The sequence below is a fragment of the Gordonia jacobaea genome, from assembly GCF_001186365.1.
Taxonomy (GTDB): Bacteria; Actinomycetota; Actinomycetes; order Mycobacteriales; family Mycobacteriaceae; genus Gordonia; species Gordonia jacobaea.
The window spans coordinates 25,938-42,352 of record NZ_LDTZ01000018.1; the positions used below are offsets into that span (position 1 = coordinate 25,938).

Below are 16,415 nucleotides of genomic sequence, written 5' to 3' on the forward strand. Positions count from 1 at the left end.
TTGAATAACGGCATTCACATGCGTCCCGCGGGGAACGGGACGCGATCCCCCGAGGAGCCGAACGCCGGATTCGACGATCGCAAAGGACCTGACCACTCGTGGAGTCACGACCCGAAGGCGCGCGTCGGCGGCCAAGCGGCCCTCGACGCCCAACCTCGGACGCGCACGACGAGTCCCGGGCGGCCCATCCCCGACGCCCAGCCCAGGACGCGCACGACGAGCAACGCGCCCCCCGGCCCACACGGCCCCGCCCCGAAGGGGCGACACCGGACCGGCGAGAGGGCACCGGAAATCCGCGACGACGACACCCAGGCAAGCAGGGACGCACCGGCCAGCAAGAACGTCAGCGAACAGAGCGGCGGGTGAACCCCGACGCGCCTCGCCGCCCGGGTCCCGACGGTCAACGCCCACGCACACCGCAACCGCCTCGACGAAATCGGCCCGACGCCCGCCAACGCCCGGCCTCCCAGTCGCCCGACGACACCGGCGCGCCCGCGAAGCCCGGCGTCACTCGTCGTCCGCGCCAGCGTCGCTCCGGAGAGATCCACACCAAGGGTGCTGCGGCCACCACGAGCGCGAGCACACGGGAGCAGAAGCCGCAGGGCCACGACGACCAGGGCCAGAATCCACCCCCGCCTGCCCGCGGCGCGCTCGCGGCGGTCGGCGGATTCGGACGCAAAGCCTGGGGCCGCGGACTGATCGCGCTGGTCTCGGTCGCTGTGCTCGTCTGCACCGGATACGCGTGGAGCAGCGTCAACGGACTGACGTCGAAGATCACTCAGCTCGGCGGCCTCGACCTCGGCGGGGGCGACGACGGCGCCACCGACATCCTGCTGGTCGGCACTGATTCGCGCACCGACGCCAAGGGCAACCCGCTCTCGTCCGAGGAGCTCAAGTGGCTTCGCGCAGGTGACGACATCTCCACCAACACCGACACCATCCTGCTCATTCGCATTCCCAACGACGGATCGTCGGCCACGGCTATCTCGATTCCACGCGACTCGTACGTGTCGGTTCCCGGTATCGGGTTGTCGAAGATCAACGCCGCGTACGGCACCACCCGCGAAGGCGCGCGCAAGCGCGCGGTCGAAGCGGGCAAGCCGGAAGAGGATGCCGAGCGCGAGGGCACACTCGCCGGCCGCAAGGCACTCATCGACACGGTTGCCGACCTCACCGGCGTCAAGGTCGACCACTACGCCGAGGTCGGCCTGCTCGGGTTCGCCCTGTTGACCAAGGCGGTCGGCGGCGTCGAGGTATGCCTCAAAGACGCTGTGAACGAACCACTTTCGGGAGCACGATTCAAAGCCGGACGCCAAACCCTCAACGGCCCACAGGCATTGAGCTTCGTCCGGCAACGCCACGAGCTGCCCCGCGGCGATCTCGACCGCATCACGCGCCAGCAGGTCTACATGGCGTCGCTGACGCAGAAGATCCTGTCGGCGCACACCCTCACCGATCCGTCGAAGCTGAACGAACTCGAGGACGCCGTATCGCGTTCGGTAGTGATCGACGACGACTGGAACGTCGTGCAATTCGCCGAGCAACTCAAGGATCTCAGCGGCGGGCGCGTCAAGTTCGCGACGATTCCCGTGCTCGACGAACAGGGGTGGAGCGAAGACGGACAGCAGAGCGTCGTGACGGTCGACCCCAACGCCGTGCACACCTTCACCAGTAATCTGCTCAACGACGGCGCGTCCAAGTCGCAGTCACGACGCGGCGACTACACCGTCGACGTCGACAACGCGGGCACCATCGACGGACTGGCGAGCAATGTCTCGAACATCCTGACCAACAAGGGATTCCAGGCAGGCAAGACCAGCAGCACCCCAGCCGACATCAAGGACTCGGTGATCTACGCACACAGCGCCGACAACCCGGGGGCGCAGTTGCTCGCGAAGGATTTGCGTGCGGTACGTGTCGAGGCGCAGCCGGACCTCGACGAGCATCACCTGAAGTTGGTGCTCACCAACACCTTTGCCGGTCCGGGATCGATCAACGACGTCGGAGCACAGACCGACAACACGCCTGCCAGCCAACGGGTGGGCAACAATGCCCCACCGATCACGGCGGGCACCGACGGACCGGTGTGTGTGAACTGATGGCCGACGACACGCTGACCACCTCCCTGCTCGCACGCATCGACGACTGGGCTCGACCTCTGCTCACCTACTACGACGATCACACCGGCGAACGCACCGAGCTGTCGGGGGCGACGCTGGGCAACTGGGCGGCGAAGACTGCCAACTATCTCGTCGTCGAACTCGGTCTCGCACCCGGCGACGACGTCGTCGTCGACCTGCCCGAACACTGGCAGAGCGCCGCGATCCTGTTGGGCGCGTGGTGGGCCGGGGCGCATGTGCATGTCACCACCGAGGTCGACGCCCCGCGGGTCGCGTTCACCAGCGCTGGAGGAATCGACGAGCACCCCGACGCCGAAGAACTCGTCGTCGCCTCGCTCGATCCGTTCGCACTCGGCGTCGCCGACCTTCCACCGGGGGTCACCGACTATGCGTCGGCGGTCCGCGTGCACGGCGATCAGTACTCGCCGCCTCGATATTCGGGTCCTGCGCTCGACGGCACCCCCGCGAGCGACGTCCTCGACACCGCATCGACTCAAGCGTCCGCCGAGGGGGTCTCCGCACCCAGCCGGGTGCTGTCGACACGTGAATGGCGCACGGGTGCAGGCATTCTGAGTAGTCTCATCGCGCCGTTGAGCGTCGGCGCCAGTCTCGTGTGGGTCTCCCCGACCCCCGATACCGACCTCGCGGCGCGTGCGGCGTCCGAGCGCGCCGACGTCGTTCTCGACTGACGACGCCACCCGTCGAGGTGAACACTTGTTCCGGAGTGGTTCACGGCGGGCGCCTCATACGGCAGAGTGGGCCGTATGCAGTTACCCGCCTGGTTGGCCCGCGCCAACAAGAAGATCACCAATCCGCTGCAACGACGCTGGGCGCCCTATCTGGCGCCGTGGGCGATGGTCCATCACGTCGGACGCAAGAGTGGGCGGATCTACTCGATCCCGGTGCTCGCGTGGGTCAACGAGACGGGTGACGAGAAGAAGATCTACATCATCCTGACCTACGGGCGCGACACCGACTGGGTACGCAACACACTCGCCGCGGGCTCGGCCGGAATCACTCGAAAAGGCAAGCAGTACAAGCTGATCCGGCCCACCATCATTCCCGCCGACTCACCCGACCTTCCGCTCGTCGCCGGTCTCGCAGGCCGCGCGTTCGAGTGGGCACTCCAGGGCACCCTCGTCGCTCCTGATGGCCGCGAGGCGAAACCGTCAGGCACGTCGCGGTGACCCGACACGCCGCCGACGACCCGCTCTCCGACTTCGACGTACGGATCGCAACCCACCACGGCACCCCTCGCCGCGTCTACAGCATCGGCGAGGGGCCCGCCGTGATCGTCATCGCCGAGATGCCAGGCATCAGTCCCGCCGTCGCCGACTTCGCCAGACGCGTCGCGGCTATCGGAGCAACCGCGGTCATGCCGTCGATCTACGGCGTCGACGGCCAGGACCCGTCGCCGTCGAGTCTCGGGGTTGTCGGGGCCGCGACGAACATGCTCGGCACGATGGGGCGCGCCTGTATCAGCAGGGATTTCACGATTTTGGCGACGGGCAGGACCTCACCTGCCGTCGAATGGATGCGGGCACTGGCCGCCGAGGAACACCAGCGCTGCGGCGGTCCGGGTGTCGGCGCGATCGGCATGTGCTTCACCGGTGGCTTCGCCCTGGCGATGGCCACCGACGATCGCATCCTCGCACCGGTCCTGGCTCAACCGTCGCTGCCGTTCGCGGTCAGCCCTCGTCGTGCACGATCCCTCGACATCTCCGACGACGACCTCGCAACGGTCGTCGGGCGGTGCGCGCGCGGACTCGACGTCATGGGCGTGCGATTCGAGGGTGATCGGATGTCGCCACCGTCGCGCTTCCAGTTCTTGCGCGAAGTCCTCGGCGACGCGTTCCTCGCGATCGAGCTGCCCGATTCGGCGGCCAATCCCGAATCACCGTTGCCGACACCGCATTCCGCGCTCACCAACGATCTCATCGTCGTGCCGGGCGAACCGACACACGACGCCCTGGTAGCCGTGCTCGACTTCTTCGCCCAGCGACTCGGGATCACCAAGCCGGTCACGGGCGATCAGTAGCGGACGATCAGTGGCCGCTGATCAGTAGTTCGTCAGCCCAGCTGCTCAGTCGCCGCCGAGCAACCGCTGACGCAGGGCTGCGTCCTTGTCGAGCACGAGTTGTTCGAGTCCGCGCTGGAAGGACTCCATCCGGGCCCGCAACACCGGGTCGGATGAACCGAGGATGCGTACGGCGAGCAGCCCTGCGTTGCGCGCGCCACCCACCGACACGGTTGCCACCGGCACTCCGGCGGGCATCTGCACGATGGACAGCAGGGAGTCCATGCCGTCGAGGTAGCGCAGCGGTACCGGCACACCGATAACCGGCAGCGGGGTGGCGGCGGCGACCATGCCCGGGAGATGTGCCGCGCCTCCCGCGCCCGCGATGATGACCTCGATGCCCTCGCCCGCAGCCGACTTCGCGTAGTCGAGCATGCGCTGCGGGGTGCGATGCGCCGACACGACACCGACCTCGAACGGGACGTCGAACTCCGCGAGCGCTTCGGCCGCGGCCTCCATCGTCGGCCAGTCGGAGTCGCTGCCCATGATCAGTCCGACGCGGGCCCGGCTACGGATCGGCGGCGACGCCACCTCGGGTTCAAAAGCGGTGCCGGCTTCACTACCGGTGCCGGCTTCAAAAGCGGTGCCGGCTTCAAAAGCGGTGCCCGCCTCGGTAGTCCCGACCTCCGTCGTATCGGTCTCGGTTGTCCCGGGCTCGGTTGTCCCGGCCTCGGTTGTTGCAGCCTCGGTCGTGTCTGTCTCGTCGTCCACCAGGTCGCCTGTCGTCTCGTCGTTCATGAATGCGGGTCCCAACCGTCCGTCCACTCGGCGTCGGACATCCAGTGCGCCGCGCGTTCTGCACGCTCGCGGACGGCTGCGACGTCTTCTCCCGGCTTCCCCACGATGTTGACATGCCCGATCTTCCGATCGGGGCGTTCTCCCTTTCCGTACAGATGAATTCGCGCGTCGGGCATGCGCGCCATCAAATGGTGCGTGCGCTCGTCCATCGACATCTCCGGCGCCTGCGCAGCACCGAGGATGTTGGCCATCACGGTCACCTCGGCGCGCGGGGCGGTGTCGCCGAGCGGGTAGTCGAGAACAGCCCGGAGGTGCTGTTCGAACTGCGAGGTCACCGCACCGTCCATCGTCCAGTGACCGCTGTTGTGCGGTCTCATCGCGAGCTCGTTGACCAGTAGCTCGCCGTCGGTGGTCTCGAACAGTTCCATCGCCATCACGCCGACGACGCCGAGCTCCGACGCCAGCCGCAGAGACATCTCCTGTGCACGTTCGGCGGTCTCGGCACTCAGTTCCGGTGCGGGCGCGATGACCACAGCGCACTGTCCCCGACGCTGCACGGTCTCGACCACCGGCCACGCGCCCCCCTGGCCGAACGGCGAACGAGCGATCATCGCCGACAGTTCGCGGCGCATCTGCACCTTTTCCTCGGCGATGAGGTCGACGCCGGCATTGAACTGCTCATCGAACACCGCGAGAGCGTCGGGTCCGTTGTCGACGATCCACACGCCACGTCCGTCGTACCCGCCGCGAACCGCCTTCAACACGATGTTCCATCCGTGCCGTTCACCGAATTCGACGAGCCGACCGCGAGCCAGCCCGAGGTCGCCCGCGAGATCGGCGAAATCCGGTACCGGCAGGCCGAGTTCGCTCAGCTTCACCCGCATTGCTCGCTTGTCCTGCGCGAACACCAGCGCGGCCGACGGTGGCCGCACGGCGACGCCCTCGGCCTCCAGTGCACGCAGGTGCTCGAGGGGCACACCCTCGTGATCGAACGTGAGCGCCACCGCACCGGCGGCGGCGCGTCGTAGGTCGTCGAGGTCATCGTGCGAACCGATCACGACGTCGGCGCTGACCTGGGCAGCGGGATCAGTCGCACTCGCGGCGAGCACGCGTAGACACTCGCCGAGGGCGATCGAGGCCTGGTGGGTCATCCTGGCGAGCTGACCACCACCGATCATCGTCACGGTCGGCAAGACGTCGCGTTCGGGAATCGCGCGGGCGGCCGCGTCAGGCGGCGCCGCGGCGTTTGCGCCGGTATCTGAATCTCGGGCAGTCACGCGATACATCGTGGCACGGTCGGCGTTGCCGCCGCTTAGTGGCATGGTCGTCGATGCGTGGTCAGCGAAACCTGCCCACGTCACCGATGAGGAACACGGTCACGTCGCGATCCCACCCGCGTCGCCGCATTCGCGTCCTTCGGAGCGTCGTCGTCACGGTCGGTCGCCGCGGGCACGACAATCGCGAACACCGGCGGCCTCCGCGACGTGAGTTCGAGGCGTCCGCCGTCGGCCTCGACGAGTGCACGGGCGAGGGAGAGCCCGACACCGTTGCCCGCGCCACCAGAGAATCCCCGACGGAAGATGTCGGTGGCCACGTCGTCGGCGACGCCGGTTCCCTCGTCGGCCACGGTGATACGCAGCATGTCGCCCTTGAGGTCGCTGACGGAGATCCGACACTCGCCGCTGCCGTGCTGCAGCGCGTTGTCGACGAGCACGCTGACCGCCTCACGCAGCCGACCCGGACCGGCGCTACGCGCGACAGCGTCACCGGAGAACGACACACTCAAGGTGCGCCCTTCAGCGGTGAAGGCCGAGTCGAAGTCACTGACAAGCGTCATGATCAGCGACGACACGTCGACACTGCCCGGCTGCGCGGGCTCGTCCCGTGATGCCGCTACGAGTTCGTCGAGTTCCGCGGCGAGCCGATCGACCTGTCCGAGTGCGGCTTCGGCCTCACTCACGACCGCCGGATCGTCGTGGAGCGAGAGTTCGTCGAGTCGCAGTTGGATGGCGGTGAGGCGCGATCGAATCTGATGCGAGACGTCGCCGACGATCTCGCCCTCACGCTCGAGCCGCAACGCGATCTCGGCGTTCGCGTCGCCCAGCGCACGCGAGACGCGGTCGAGTTCGTCGATGCCATAGGTCTTCCATCGCGACCGGAAGTCGCCGCGAGCCATCGCCTCCGAACGGTCGGCGAGATCGATGAGAGGGTCGGCGATGCGCCCGGCCGTCACCGCGGCTGTGACGGTGCCCGCAGCCATCGATCCCGCGACCACGAGGCAGACGATGCCGACGGCGGCGAGTTGGTCGTTACGGACGGTGTCCATCGGGATCTCGAGGATCAACGTGCCCGCGGCACCAAGGCCGATCGAATCAGACATCGTCGCATCGGTGATGTCGGCACCGATCGACGTGGAGGCCGGTTTGCCGTTGACGTCCTGATAGCGCAGGGTGAGCCTGCCGTCCTCGGGAAGCATGAGTCGGATCGACTCGGAATCGATGACCGCATTGTTGAGATGCTCGCCCATCTCCGCCTGACGGATGATCTGATCGGAGATCGTCTTCAGCCGCGAATCCATCAACTGGTGCGCACTGTCGGCGACCCACCACCATGCGATGACGCTGAGTGGGATTCCCAATAGTCCGCCGACCGCCATGAGCATGGCGATCATCGTGTAGAGAATTCGACGGCGCACTGGAAAGTCTCTCCCTAGGCGTCGAACCGAAAGCCGACGCCGCGCACCGTGACGATGTGCCGCGGTCGATCGTGGCGGTCGTCGCCGATCTTTCGACGCAACCACGAGATGTGCATGTCGAGTGTCTTCGACGAGCGCAGGTCCGCAGACCCCCACACCTCGGTCAGGATCTCGTCGCGCGACACCACCTCGCCGGCCCGCTCCATGAGGAAGCGCAGCAGGTCGAACTCGCGGTTCGCCAGCACGAGATCGTCGCCGTTGACGAGGACCCGCCGCCCCCGCGCGTCGAGTTGGATGTCGCCGCCGGTGAGGACGACGTCGACCGTCTGCCGTCGCCTCAGTAGTGCGCGCACCCGCGCGAGCAGTTCGGCCAACCGGAAGGGTTTGCCCACGTAGTCGTCGGCGCCGGCGTCGAGTCCGACGACGAAGTCGACCTCGTCGGTGCGCGCGGTCAGCATCAGCACCGCGAGTTCCGGACGTTCGACGCGCACGCGCCGACACACCTCCAGTCCGTCGATCTCGGGAAGCCCGAGGTCGAGGATGAGCAACTCGTAGCGTTGATCGCGAGCCTGCTCGAGTGCTGCCGATCCCGTCCCGACGACGTCGCATCCGTAGCCCTCACGGGCGAGCGCACGCGCCAGGGGTTCGGCAATCGCCGCGTCGTCTTCTGCCAGCAATACGTCTGTCATCGCCTGTCGACCTCCACGCGGCGAGAGTACGCGGAGTCGCCGTCGTGTCCCCGGCCCTCGTCTCGGTCGGCCGAGTCATAGCGGTCGTCGAAGCCGTCGTCGCGTTCGTCGAGCACCTCGTGGTAGAGCAGCGAATGCACCCGCTCGACCTGCGGCACGTCGTCGAACAGCAGCGGTTCGTCGGACGCGGACTCGATGATCAGGGTGCCGGTACGCATCATGCGGTCGAGGAGGCCGTGGCGGAATTCGACGGTGTTGATTCGTCGGATCGGAATGTCGATGCCCGAACGGGTGAGCACTCCCCTGCGGAAGATCACGCGACGGTCGGTGAGCACGAAGTGAGTCGATTTCCATGCGATGAGCGGACGGACGAAGAACCAGGCGGCCGCAGCGCCCCAGCCCACGGCGACAACGATGTTGAGAATCAGCGCGAGCGTCGAATTGATGGTCGACGCCGCGATCGCGCCCGCCGCGAGGCCTGCGAGCCCGGTGCACACGACGAAGACCGAAAACGGGCCGATCAGGCACTTCCAATGCGGGTGGTGATGCACCACGACGCGCTCACCACTCGCGAGGTTGTCCCTGGGAAACGACATGAATCTCAGCATATCCGCAGATGAACGGGCGGTCGGTCAACCCGACCCGGCGCCTGTCCCCCGCTCGGTAGACTGCGTGCACACGACGCGCAACAGGTCAGGAGAATCATGAGCTACCGCGACCCCCGCGACCCCAGGGATCAAGACCCGAGGGACCAGGGAACGGCGCGCTACGAGGCCGGCTACTCGCCGCAGTCGCGTGCCTACAGCCAGCCGACCGATCGATACCAGCAGCAGTACGGCGACGGACAGTACGGGGACCAGCAGTATCGGGACCCCCGCGACAACCCCGCCCAGTACAACGCAGCCCAGTCCGACCCGAGATACGCCGGCTCGGCGTCGTACGGCAAGCAGCGCAAGCAGCGTCAACGGCCGAGCATCAACGCGGGTCTCTACGCAGGCGGCGTCGTGATGACGGGCGTCGTGACGGGTCTCGCCGCCTGGCTGGTGGCGTGGATCATCCGGGCCATCGCCCAACGCGTCAACGAGGCAGGCAACCTGGGCGTCTGGAATCCACTCGCCCAGGACGAATACTGGTTCGCGATCACCGGATTCTTGTGCGCACTCGCGGGTGGCGCCCTCTGGTACGTCCTCTACCTGACGACACCTTCGCCCAACCAGTTCTACCGCTGGATCGTCGGCCTGCTGATTGCCGCCGCGGTGATCATCCCGCTTGTGCTGTCAGCGCAGATATCCACCGGGATCGGTACGGCGGTGGTCCATCTCGTCATCGGCCTGCCGGTTCTGTCGCTGATCCCCGCCATGGGCGAGAAGAGCATTCAACGCTGAACCCCGGACAGGCGCCAAGCGCGTCGAGGTCAGTCCTGCGCGGGACGCAGGTGCAGCACGTCTCCCGCCGCGGCGGTGAAACTCTGGCCGTCGTCCGTGCGCACCACGATCCGGCCCTGCTCGTCGACATCGTCGGCGACCCCTTCGACGGTGCGCTCCCCCGGCAACGAGAGCCGGACGCGACGCCCGAGTGTGTCGCAGCGATCCCGATAGCGTCGCGCCACCTCGGCGACGTCGTCGGGCCACGGCGCGTCGGCCAGTGCCCGCAAGTACTCCGCGACCAGTGCGGCGACGTCGACCGGGGCTCCGCTTTCCACCTGCAAGCTGGTGGCCGTCGGCACCGGAAGCTCGTCGGCGGTCATACCGGTGTTGATGCCGATCCCGACGATCACCACGCCGCCCGTCGGCGCGGGGATGTACTCGGCGAGGATGCCCGCCACCTTCTTTCCGTCGACGAGGACGTCGTTCGGCCATTTGAGTGTGGGACGTACGCCGGTCGCCGCCTCGATGGCCGACGCCGCGGCCACCCCGGTCGCCAACGACAACCAGCCCAGTTGCTCGGTCTGATCGCCCGCGTCGAGCGCCACCGAGATGGCCACCTGTCCTCCCGCGGGAGCCGACCACACCCGTGCGTGCCTGCCGCGTCCCGATGTCTGGTCGGTGGTGATGCGCACCGTTCCGACGATCCCCGGCTCTACCGCACGCGCAGCGAGGTCTGCGTTGGTCGACCCGGTCGACTCGACGACCTCGATCGTCGATCCCACACCGCTGCCGGGCGAACCGAAGCGCTCGACGATGGCCGCTCGCAGCGCGTCGGCGTCGAGAGGTGATCGGGGATTCGGTGATGTCTGCTCGTCGCTCACGACTACCGACATTAGTCACCCGGCCTGCGTCGTCGTGGCTCACTCGGCCACCTCGACGTGTCACCGATCACGAGAAAGGTGAGGCGTTCTCATATTGGGGTGGTTGACGCGGGCTACCGAGCGCTCGATAGCATCGGCTGTTATGACCTCTGCGCCGCAGCAGCCCGACGCTGCTCCAGACATCCACACCACCGCGGGCAAACTCGCCGACCTGCGCGAGCGCCTCGACGAAACGTTGCATCCCGTCGGCGAGGCCGCGATCGAGAAGATCCACGCCAAGGGCAGACTCACGGCTCGCGAGCGCATCACCCACCTCCTCGACGAGGGGTCGTTCGTCGAACTCGACGCACTCGCACGTCACCGCAGCACCAATTTCGGCCTCGCAGAGCGTCGACCTGTCGGCGACGGTGTCGTGACCGGCTACGGCACGGTCGACGGCCGCGAGGTCTGTGTGTTCAGCCAGGACGTGACCGTCTTCGGCGGCAGCCTCGGCGAGGTCTACGGCGAGAAGATCGTCAAGGTCATGGACCTCGCGATCAAGACCGGCCGCCCACTCATCGGCATCAACGAGGGCGCGGGCGCCCGAATCCAGGAGGGCGTGGTCTCCCTCGGTCTCTACGCCGACATCTTCTACCGCAATGTGCGCGCTTCCGGCGTGATCCCCCAGATCTCGCTGATCATGGGCCCTGCCGCGGGTGGCCATGTCTACTCCCCGGCCCTCACCGACTTCGTCGTGATGGTCGACCAGCAGAGCCAGATGTTCATCACCGGTCCCGACGTCATCAAGACCGTCACCGGCGAGGACGTGACGATGGAGGCGCTCGGCGGCGCCAACACCCACATGACCAAGTCGGGTGTCGCCCACTACGTGGGCTCCGACGAGGAGGACGCACTCGACTACGTCCGCGACCTGCTCGCGTACCTGCCGAGCAATAACCGTGCCGATCCGCCGCGGCTGCCCGTCGACGAGCCCGCCGCCGGTTCGATCGAGGACACCCTCACCGACGAGGACCTCGAGCTCGACACGCTCATCCCCGACTCACCGAACCAGCCCTACGACATGCACGAGGTCATCCGACGCATCCTCGACGACGACGAGTTCCTCGAGGTTCAGGCCGATTACGCGACCAACATCCTCGTCGGATTCGGCCGGGTCGACGGACGCAGCGTCGGCATCGTCGCCAACCAGCCGACCCAGTTCGCCGGCTGCCTCGACATCAACGCATCGGAGAAGGCAGCGCGTTTCGTGCGCACCTGCGACGCGTTCAACGTCCCGATCGTGACCCTCGTCGACGTTCCGGGATTCCTGCCCGGCACCGACCAGGAATACAACGGCATCATCCGCCGCGGGGCCAAGCTGCTGTACGCCTACGGCGAGGCGACCGTCGGCAAGATCACCGTCATCACCCGCAAGGCCTATGGCGGCGCGTATGACGTCATGGGTTCCAAGCACATGGGCGCCGACGTCAACCTCGCGTGGCCGACCGCCCAGATCGCCGTGATGGGCGCGTCCGGAGCCGTCGGATTCGTTTATCGCGCGCGACTCAAGGAGGCCGCGGCCAACGGCGAGGATGTCGACGCACTGCGCCTCCAACTGCAGGAAGAGTACGAGGACACGCTGGTCAACCCCTACGTCGCCGCAGAGCGCGGCTACGTCGACGCGGTCATCCCGCCGAGCCACACGCGCGGCCAGATCGCGACCGCGCTCAAGCTCCTCGAGCGCAAGGTCGTCAACGTACCGCCCAAGAAGCATGGGAACATTCCGCTGTGAGCTCACCTGACGACAACACGCCCGCCGACGCGGACGCCGGACAGCAGTCGGCCCGCCCCGTGTTGCGTGTGGTGAAGGGCAATCCGACCGACGAGGACGTCGCGGTTCTGGTGGCATTGCTCGCCACCGGTGGCGGTGGCGCTCCGGAACCGGAAAGCACGGAGCCGCGCAACGACTGGGGCCGCCCGATCGACCGCCTCCGTCCCGTGTGGGGTTCGGCGTCGTCGTTCCTGCGTTTCTGACGGGTAGGCCGACGTGTCCAGCGGGGAGTCCGACGTGACAGGGGCCGATCGACGCTACGAGGTGATCCTCGGCTCGGCGTCGCCCGCGCGCCTGACGGTGCTGCGTAATGCGGGTCTCGACCCGAGAGTCGTCGTAGCCGACGTCGACGAGGACCACCTCCTCGGAACCATGGCGGCCGAGAATCCGGGCGACGCCGTGACGCGCCTCGCGCAGGCGAAGGCCGACTCGGTGATCGCAACCCTGTTGAACGAACGCGTCGACCACGCCGCATCCTCCGACGCGCAGACCCTCCCCGACCTCGTCGTGCTCACCTGCGATTCGATGCTCCTGTATCGAGGCACGCTGACGGGTAAACCACACTCGGCGCAGGTGGCGATCGAGCAGTGGAAGCGAGTGCGCGGCGACGAAGCCCAGCTCCTGACGGGCCACTGCGTGGCACACATCCGCGGACTCGACGTGGTGGGGCGTTCGGCGGAGTCCGCGTCGACGGTGGTCCGGTTCGCCTCCGTCGACGACGACGAGATCGAGGCTTATGTGTCGACGGGCGAACCGCTCGAGGTCGCTGGTGCGTTCACGCTCGACGGTCGTGGTGGGTGGTTCATCGCGGGCATCGAGGGCGATCCGTCGTCGGTGATCGGCATCGGACTCCCGACCGTTCGACACCTCTTGCGCCGCTTGGACATCCCCGTCACGTCCCTGTGGTCCCCCACCTCGACTGCGTAAGACCCGCGGCAAAGGTAATACCCGACACGACCACCCCGACGTGTCTAGGTGGTCACAGAACAACCGGTGAACCGCGCCCGCCCAACCGTGCGGGCGCATCGATGTCGACTAGGCTGAATTTCGCCGTCCTGCGCCGCCTGCGCCGTGGCCCGATCCGAGCTGGAGAATCTCACCGTGACTGTGGAAACCGATCCGAACCCGGCATTCGCCGGTTACGCGCACCCAGAGCGTCTGGTCACCACGCAGTGGCTATCCGCGCACCTGGGGGCCAAGGGTCTCAAGATCATCGAGTCCGACGAAGACGTCCTGCTCTACGACATCGGTCACATCCCGACCGCACAGAAGGTCGACTGGCACCTGCACCTGAACGATCACGTGGTGCGCGACTACATCGACGGCGAGCAGTTCGCAGAGTTGATGCGCAGCAAGGGAATCGAGCGCGACGACACCATCGTCATCTACGGCGACAAGAGCAACTGGTGGGCCGCATACGCACTGTGGGTCTTCACGTTGTTCGGGCACGAGGACGTTCGCCTGCTCGACGGCGGCCGCGACGCATGGATGTCGGAGGATCGCGACACCTCCTTCGACGTACCCGAGTACCCGCGCTCCGACTACCCCGTCGTCGAGCGCGACGATTCGTTGATCCGCGCCTTCGAGTCGGACGTACGCGCCTCGCTCGGTACCGAGCCGCTGGTCGACGTGCGTTCGCCGCAGGAGTACACCGGTGAGCGCACCCACATGCCCGACTACCCCGAAGAGGGCGCGCTGCGCGGTGGCCACATCCCGACGGCGATCTCGATCCCGTGGGCAAAGGCGGCACGCGCCGACAGTCGCTTCCGCTCACGCGCCGAACTCGACGAGATCTATGGCGACCTCGACCCCGAAACCCCGACCATCGCGTACTGCCGCATCGGCGAACGGTCGAGCCACACCTGGTTCGTGCTGACCCATCTACTCGGGTTCACACACGTGCGCAACTATGACGGGTCGTGGACCGAGTGGGGCAACGCTGTGCGCGTCCCCATCGCGGTCGGCGAAGAGCCCGGCGACGCACCCGCATAGGACACCCCGATGGGCACACTCCCCGCATCCCTCGCCGAGATCGTCGACGACTTTGCCGCGCTTGGCGATTCGGACAAGGTGACACTCCTCCTCGAGTTCGCGGGCGAACTCCCCGCGCTCCCCGACGACCTCGCGACCGAGGCGATGGAACCGGTACCGGAGTGCCAATCTCCGGTGTTCCTGTCGGTCGACGCGGCCGACGCCGACGCCGTGAGGCTCTATTTCAGCGCCCCACCCGAGGCCCCGACGACGCGCGGTTTCGCGTCGATCCTCGCCCAGGGCCTCGACGGCGAATCCGCCGACGCGATCCTCGCAGTGCCTGCCGACTTCTACCACGACCTCGGACTCGACGCCGCGGTCAGTCCGCTGCGCCTTCGCGGTATGGCCGGGATGCTCGGCCGGGTGAAGAACCAGGTGCGCAGTCAGACCGGTCGTCAGTGAAGTTCATCCAGATCCTCGAGGAGCCGATCGAACCGGGTGGCCTCGTCGAGTGGGTTCCGTCGGTTCCCGGCGGCCTCGGGGGTTGGCTCGACGACACACGGCTGACCTCCCACAACCACGAGCAGCATCTGCGCGACGCATTCGACTATCGCGTGCGCACCCGCAAGGAGGGCGGTCGCGAGTCGTGGCTCGGCCTGTCGATCAACTTCGACGAGCCGCTGTCGATTCCGGCAATCCGTGCAGCGTTGTCGCAGTGGATCGATCGCCACGAGGTGCTGCGCAGCCACGTCATCATCAAGGCCGACGGTCTACACCGGTTGAGCACGCCGGAGGGAACCGTTCAGCTGAAGATGGGCCGGATCGGCTGGTACACCGAGTCCGGTCCGCTACTCGAACAGATCGCGGGCGCCTTCGACCGCGCGACCGCACCGATGCAGTGGCCCGCCTACATGTTCGCGACGGTTGGCCGCGAATCGTCGTTCACGCTGCTGTTCGCCGCCGACCACTCGTTGGTCGACGGCTACTCGCTGATCATGGCCCAGCACGAGCTGATCACCCTCTACCGAGCCGCGCGCGACCGCACCGACGCGGCGCTGCCGGAGGTCGGCAGCTACGTCGACTTCAGCGCTCAGGAGCGACGACTCGCCGACCAGGCCGGAGCCGATCACCCCAGCGTGTCCACCTGGACGTCGTTTCTGAAGGCGGGCGCGGGCGACATGCCGCCGTTCCAGGTCCCGGGAGCGAACACCGCCGTCGCCGAGCCGCCCGATCCCGCTGTCGATGTCCCGCAGGAGTCGCTGTCGGGTGTCATCGTCGACGACGAGGCCGCCAACCGCTTCACCGCGGTGTGTTCCGAGGCGGGCGGCACTCTCACCGCAGGGATCCTCGCCGCGTTCGCGATCGTCCATCACCGCCGCACCGACGATCGAGAGTTCCGCTGCGTCCTGCCGCGGCACACACGAAACGAGCAGCGATGGCTCACCGCACTCGGGTGGTTCGTCGCCGTCGCCCCGTTCTGCCTCGACATGTCGGATTCGCCCACCTTCGACCAAGCGGTGGCCCGCGCAACCGACGAACTCAAACGCGCACGTCAGGGAGCATCGCTACCCTTCCTGCGCGTCGCCGACCTCATCGGCTACCGAGGTGAACCGCAGTTCGTCATCTCGTTCATCGACACTCGCTACGCTCCGGGGGCCGCCGAGGCGGACAGCGGTCGCGCCACGGTGATCAGAAGCCACAGTTACGCCCGCAACGAGGTCTTCATCTGGATCAACCGCACACCGTCGGGCATGCGTTTCTCGGCACGATTTCCCCAGGAGAGCCCTGCCGGCGACGTCGTCGGCCCCACTCTGGTCGCCGACCCAGAAGCACGCGCCGGAACGCCACCCGGTGAGATCATCCCCAACGAGGGACCGGTGCACGCCTACCTGCACGATTTCGCCGCATTCGTCCGGTCCGTCGGTGACGCAAGCACATTCAGTCCCACAGTGTGACCCCGAGCGCAACCGAACGATTGCTCGGTGGGCTAGGGTAAACCGCGGAACCCACCCGATAGACTCGAGTGGTTGACGTCGCCCAGGTGACACCCTCCAGGTGAGTGCACAG

At 67.1% G+C, this 16,415-nt stretch carries 18 protein-coding genes; 12 read left to right on the forward strand and 6 right to left on the reverse strand.

Annotated elements, in window-relative coordinates; translation table 11 throughout:
• Nucleotides 1-18: 18 nt before the first annotated feature.
• The 5 genes from ABW18_RS22465 to ABW18_RS13515 all read left to right on the forward strand — a co-directional run bounded on the left by ABW18_RS22465 (nucleotide 19) and on the right by ABW18_RS13515 (nucleotide 4,158).
• Nucleotides 19-366, forward strand: a complete 348-nt coding sequence (locus ABW18_RS22465; RefSeq protein WP_083444404.1) for a hypothetical protein — start codon at nucleotides 19-21, stop codon at nucleotides 364-366.
• On the forward strand, nucleotides 363-2,099 hold the full coding sequence (locus tag ABW18_RS13500) for an LCP family protein (protein ID WP_235434382.1): 1,737 nt from the start codon (nucleotides 363-365) through the stop codon (nucleotides 2,097-2,099). The genes ABW18_RS22465 and ABW18_RS13500 overlap by 4 nt, the downstream gene beginning before the upstream one ends.
• Entirely contained in the window at nucleotides 2,099-2,809 is a 711-nt protein-coding gene (locus ABW18_RS13505; RefSeq protein ID WP_049699520.1) for a TIGR03089 family protein, read from the forward strand. The genes ABW18_RS13500 and ABW18_RS13505 overlap by 1 nt, the downstream gene beginning before the upstream one ends.
• A 75-nt stretch (nucleotides 2,810-2,884) precedes the next feature.
• Entirely contained in the window at nucleotides 2,885-3,307 is a 423-nt protein-coding gene (locus ABW18_RS13510; protein WP_049699521.1) for a PNPOx family protein, read from the forward strand.
• Nucleotides 3,304-4,158 carry a dienelactone hydrolase family protein gene (locus ABW18_RS13515; RefSeq protein WP_049699522.1) on the forward strand — a complete coding sequence of 285 codons (855 nt, stop codon included), beginning with the start codon at nucleotides 3,304-3,306 and terminating at the stop codon, nucleotides 4,156-4,158. The genes ABW18_RS13510 and ABW18_RS13515 overlap by 4 nt, the downstream gene beginning before the upstream one ends.
• Nucleotides 4,159-4,203: 45 nt before the next feature.
• Here ABW18_RS13515 and purE read toward each other — a convergent pair whose 3' ends face one another.
• The 5 genes from purE to ABW18_RS13540 form a co-directional block, all read right to left on the reverse strand.
• Nucleotides 4,204-4,728 carry a 5-(carboxyamino)imidazole ribonucleotide mutase gene (gene purE, locus ABW18_RS13520; protein ID WP_268760676.1) on the reverse strand — a complete coding sequence of 175 codons (525 nt, stop codon included), beginning with the start codon at nucleotides 4,726-4,728 and terminating at the stop codon, nucleotides 4,204-4,206.
• 203 nt (nucleotides 4,729-4,931) lie between these two features.
• On the reverse strand, nucleotides 4,932-6,113 hold the full coding sequence (locus ABW18_RS13525) for a 5-(carboxyamino)imidazole ribonucleotide synthase (protein ID WP_049699783.1): 1,182 nt from the start codon (nucleotides 6,111-6,113) through the stop codon (nucleotides 4,932-4,934).
• Nucleotides 6,114-6,292: 179 nt separating this feature from the next.
• The gene (locus ABW18_RS13530) at nucleotides 6,293-7,630 is read right to left on the reverse strand and encodes a sensor histidine kinase (RefSeq protein WP_049699523.1); all 1,338 of its coding nucleotides are present in this window, start codon (nucleotides 7,628-7,630) and stop codon (nucleotides 6,293-6,295) included.
• A 14-nt stretch (nucleotides 7,631-7,644) separates the two neighbouring features.
• Nucleotides 7,645-8,319, reverse strand: coding sequence for a response regulator transcription factor (locus ABW18_RS13535; protein ID WP_049699524.1), 675 nt, complete (start codon nucleotides 8,317-8,319; stop codon nucleotides 7,645-7,647).
• Nucleotides 8,316-8,915: a PH domain-containing protein gene (locus ABW18_RS13540; RefSeq protein ID WP_049699784.1), complete on the reverse strand. Its 600-nt coding sequence runs from the start codon at nucleotides 8,913-8,915 to the stop codon at nucleotides 8,316-8,318. Before ABW18_RS13540 ends, ABW18_RS13535 begins: the two co-directional genes overlap by 4 nt.
• A 108-nt stretch (nucleotides 8,916-9,023) precedes the next feature.
• On the opposite strand from ABW18_RS13540, the gene ABW18_RS13545 reads away from it, so the two are divergent.
• Nucleotides 9,024-9,704 (forward strand): DUF6069 family protein, encoded by a 681-nt coding sequence (locus ABW18_RS13545; RefSeq protein ID WP_049699525.1) that lies wholly within the window; start codon nucleotides 9,024-9,026, stop codon nucleotides 9,702-9,704.
• A gap of 29 nt (nucleotides 9,705-9,733) precedes the next feature.
• Here the strand turns inward: ABW18_RS13545 and ABW18_RS13550 are convergent, their stop codons facing one another.
• Nucleotides 9,734-10,579 carry a biotin--[acetyl-CoA-carboxylase] ligase gene (locus ABW18_RS13550; RefSeq protein WP_414652023.1) on the reverse strand — a complete coding sequence of 282 codons (846 nt, stop codon included), beginning with the start codon at nucleotides 10,577-10,579 and terminating at the stop codon, nucleotides 9,734-9,736.
• Between the two features lie 130 nt (nucleotides 10,580-10,709).
• Between ABW18_RS13550 and ABW18_RS13555 the strand changes: the two genes are divergently transcribed.
• From ABW18_RS13555 to ABW18_RS13580, 6 genes are all read left to right on the forward strand, one after another.
• Nucleotides 10,710-12,338: an acyl-CoA carboxylase subunit beta gene (locus tag ABW18_RS13555; protein WP_049699526.1), complete on the forward strand. Its 1,629-nt coding sequence runs from the start codon at nucleotides 10,710-10,712 to the stop codon at nucleotides 12,336-12,338.
• The gene (locus ABW18_RS13560) at nucleotides 12,335-12,580 is read left to right on the forward strand and encodes an acyl-CoA carboxylase subunit epsilon (RefSeq protein ID WP_049699527.1); all 246 of its coding nucleotides are present in this window, start codon (nucleotides 12,335-12,337) and stop codon (nucleotides 12,578-12,580) included. The genes ABW18_RS13555 and ABW18_RS13560 overlap by 4 nt, the downstream gene beginning before the upstream one ends.
• 13 nt (nucleotides 12,581-12,593) lie before the next feature.
• Complete coding sequence (locus ABW18_RS13565) at nucleotides 12,594-13,304, forward strand: Maf family protein (protein ID WP_083444405.1); 711 nt, start codon at nucleotides 12,594-12,596, stop codon at nucleotides 13,302-13,304.
• Between the two features lie 174 nt (nucleotides 13,305-13,478).
• The gene (locus ABW18_RS13570) at nucleotides 13,479-14,369 is read left to right on the forward strand and encodes a sulfurtransferase (RefSeq protein ID WP_049699787.1); all 891 of its coding nucleotides are present in this window, start codon (nucleotides 13,479-13,481) and stop codon (nucleotides 14,367-14,369) included.
• A 9-nt stretch (nucleotides 14,370-14,378) separates the two neighbouring features.
• Nucleotides 14,379-14,810 (forward strand): SufE family protein, encoded by a 432-nt coding sequence (locus ABW18_RS13575; RefSeq protein ID WP_049699528.1) that lies wholly within the window; start codon nucleotides 14,379-14,381, stop codon nucleotides 14,808-14,810.
• Nucleotides 14,807-16,303 carry a condensation domain-containing protein gene (locus ABW18_RS13580; RefSeq protein WP_049699529.1) on the forward strand — a complete coding sequence of 499 codons (1,497 nt, stop codon included), beginning with the start codon at nucleotides 14,807-14,809 and terminating at the stop codon, nucleotides 16,301-16,303. The genes ABW18_RS13575 and ABW18_RS13580 overlap by 4 nt, the downstream gene beginning before the upstream one ends.
• Nucleotides 16,304-16,415: the final 112 nt, after the last annotated feature.

Coding starts and splice junctions, on each gene's coding strand:
- ABW18_RS22465 (WP_083444404.1), top strand. CDS start 19: ATGCGTCCCGCGGGGAACGGGACGCGATCCCCCGAGGAGCCGAACGCC.
- ABW18_RS13505 (WP_049699520.1), top strand. CDS start 2,099: ATGGCCGACGACACGCTGACCACCTCCCTGCTCGCACGCATCGACGAC.
- ABW18_RS13510 (WP_049699521.1), top strand. CDS start 2,885: ATGCAGTTACCCGCCTGGTTGGCCCGCGCCAACAAGAAGATCACCAAT.
- ABW18_RS13525 (WP_049699783.1), bottom strand. CDS start 6,113: ATGATCGGTGGTGGTCAGCTCGCCAGGATGACCCACCAGGCCTCGATC.
- ABW18_RS13535 (WP_049699524.1), bottom strand. CDS start 8,319: ATGACAGACGTATTGCTGGCAGAAGACGACGCGGCGATTGCCGAACCC.
- ABW18_RS13540 (WP_049699784.1), bottom strand. CDS start 8,915: ATGTCGTTTCCCAGGGACAACCTCGCGAGTGGTGAGCGCGTCGTGGTG.
- ABW18_RS13545 (WP_049699525.1), top strand. CDS start 9,024: ATGAGCTACCGCGACCCCCGCGACCCCAGGGATCAAGACCCGAGGGAC.
- ABW18_RS13550 (WP_414652023.1), bottom strand. CDS start 10,579: ATGTCGGTAGTCGTGAGCGACGAGCAGACATCACCGAATCCCCGATCA.
- ABW18_RS13555 (WP_049699526.1), top strand. CDS start 10,710: ATGACCTCTGCGCCGCAGCAGCCCGACGCTGCTCCAGACATCCACACC.
- ABW18_RS13575 (WP_049699528.1), top strand. CDS start 14,379: ATGGGCACACTCCCCGCATCCCTCGCCGAGATCGTCGACGACTTTGCC.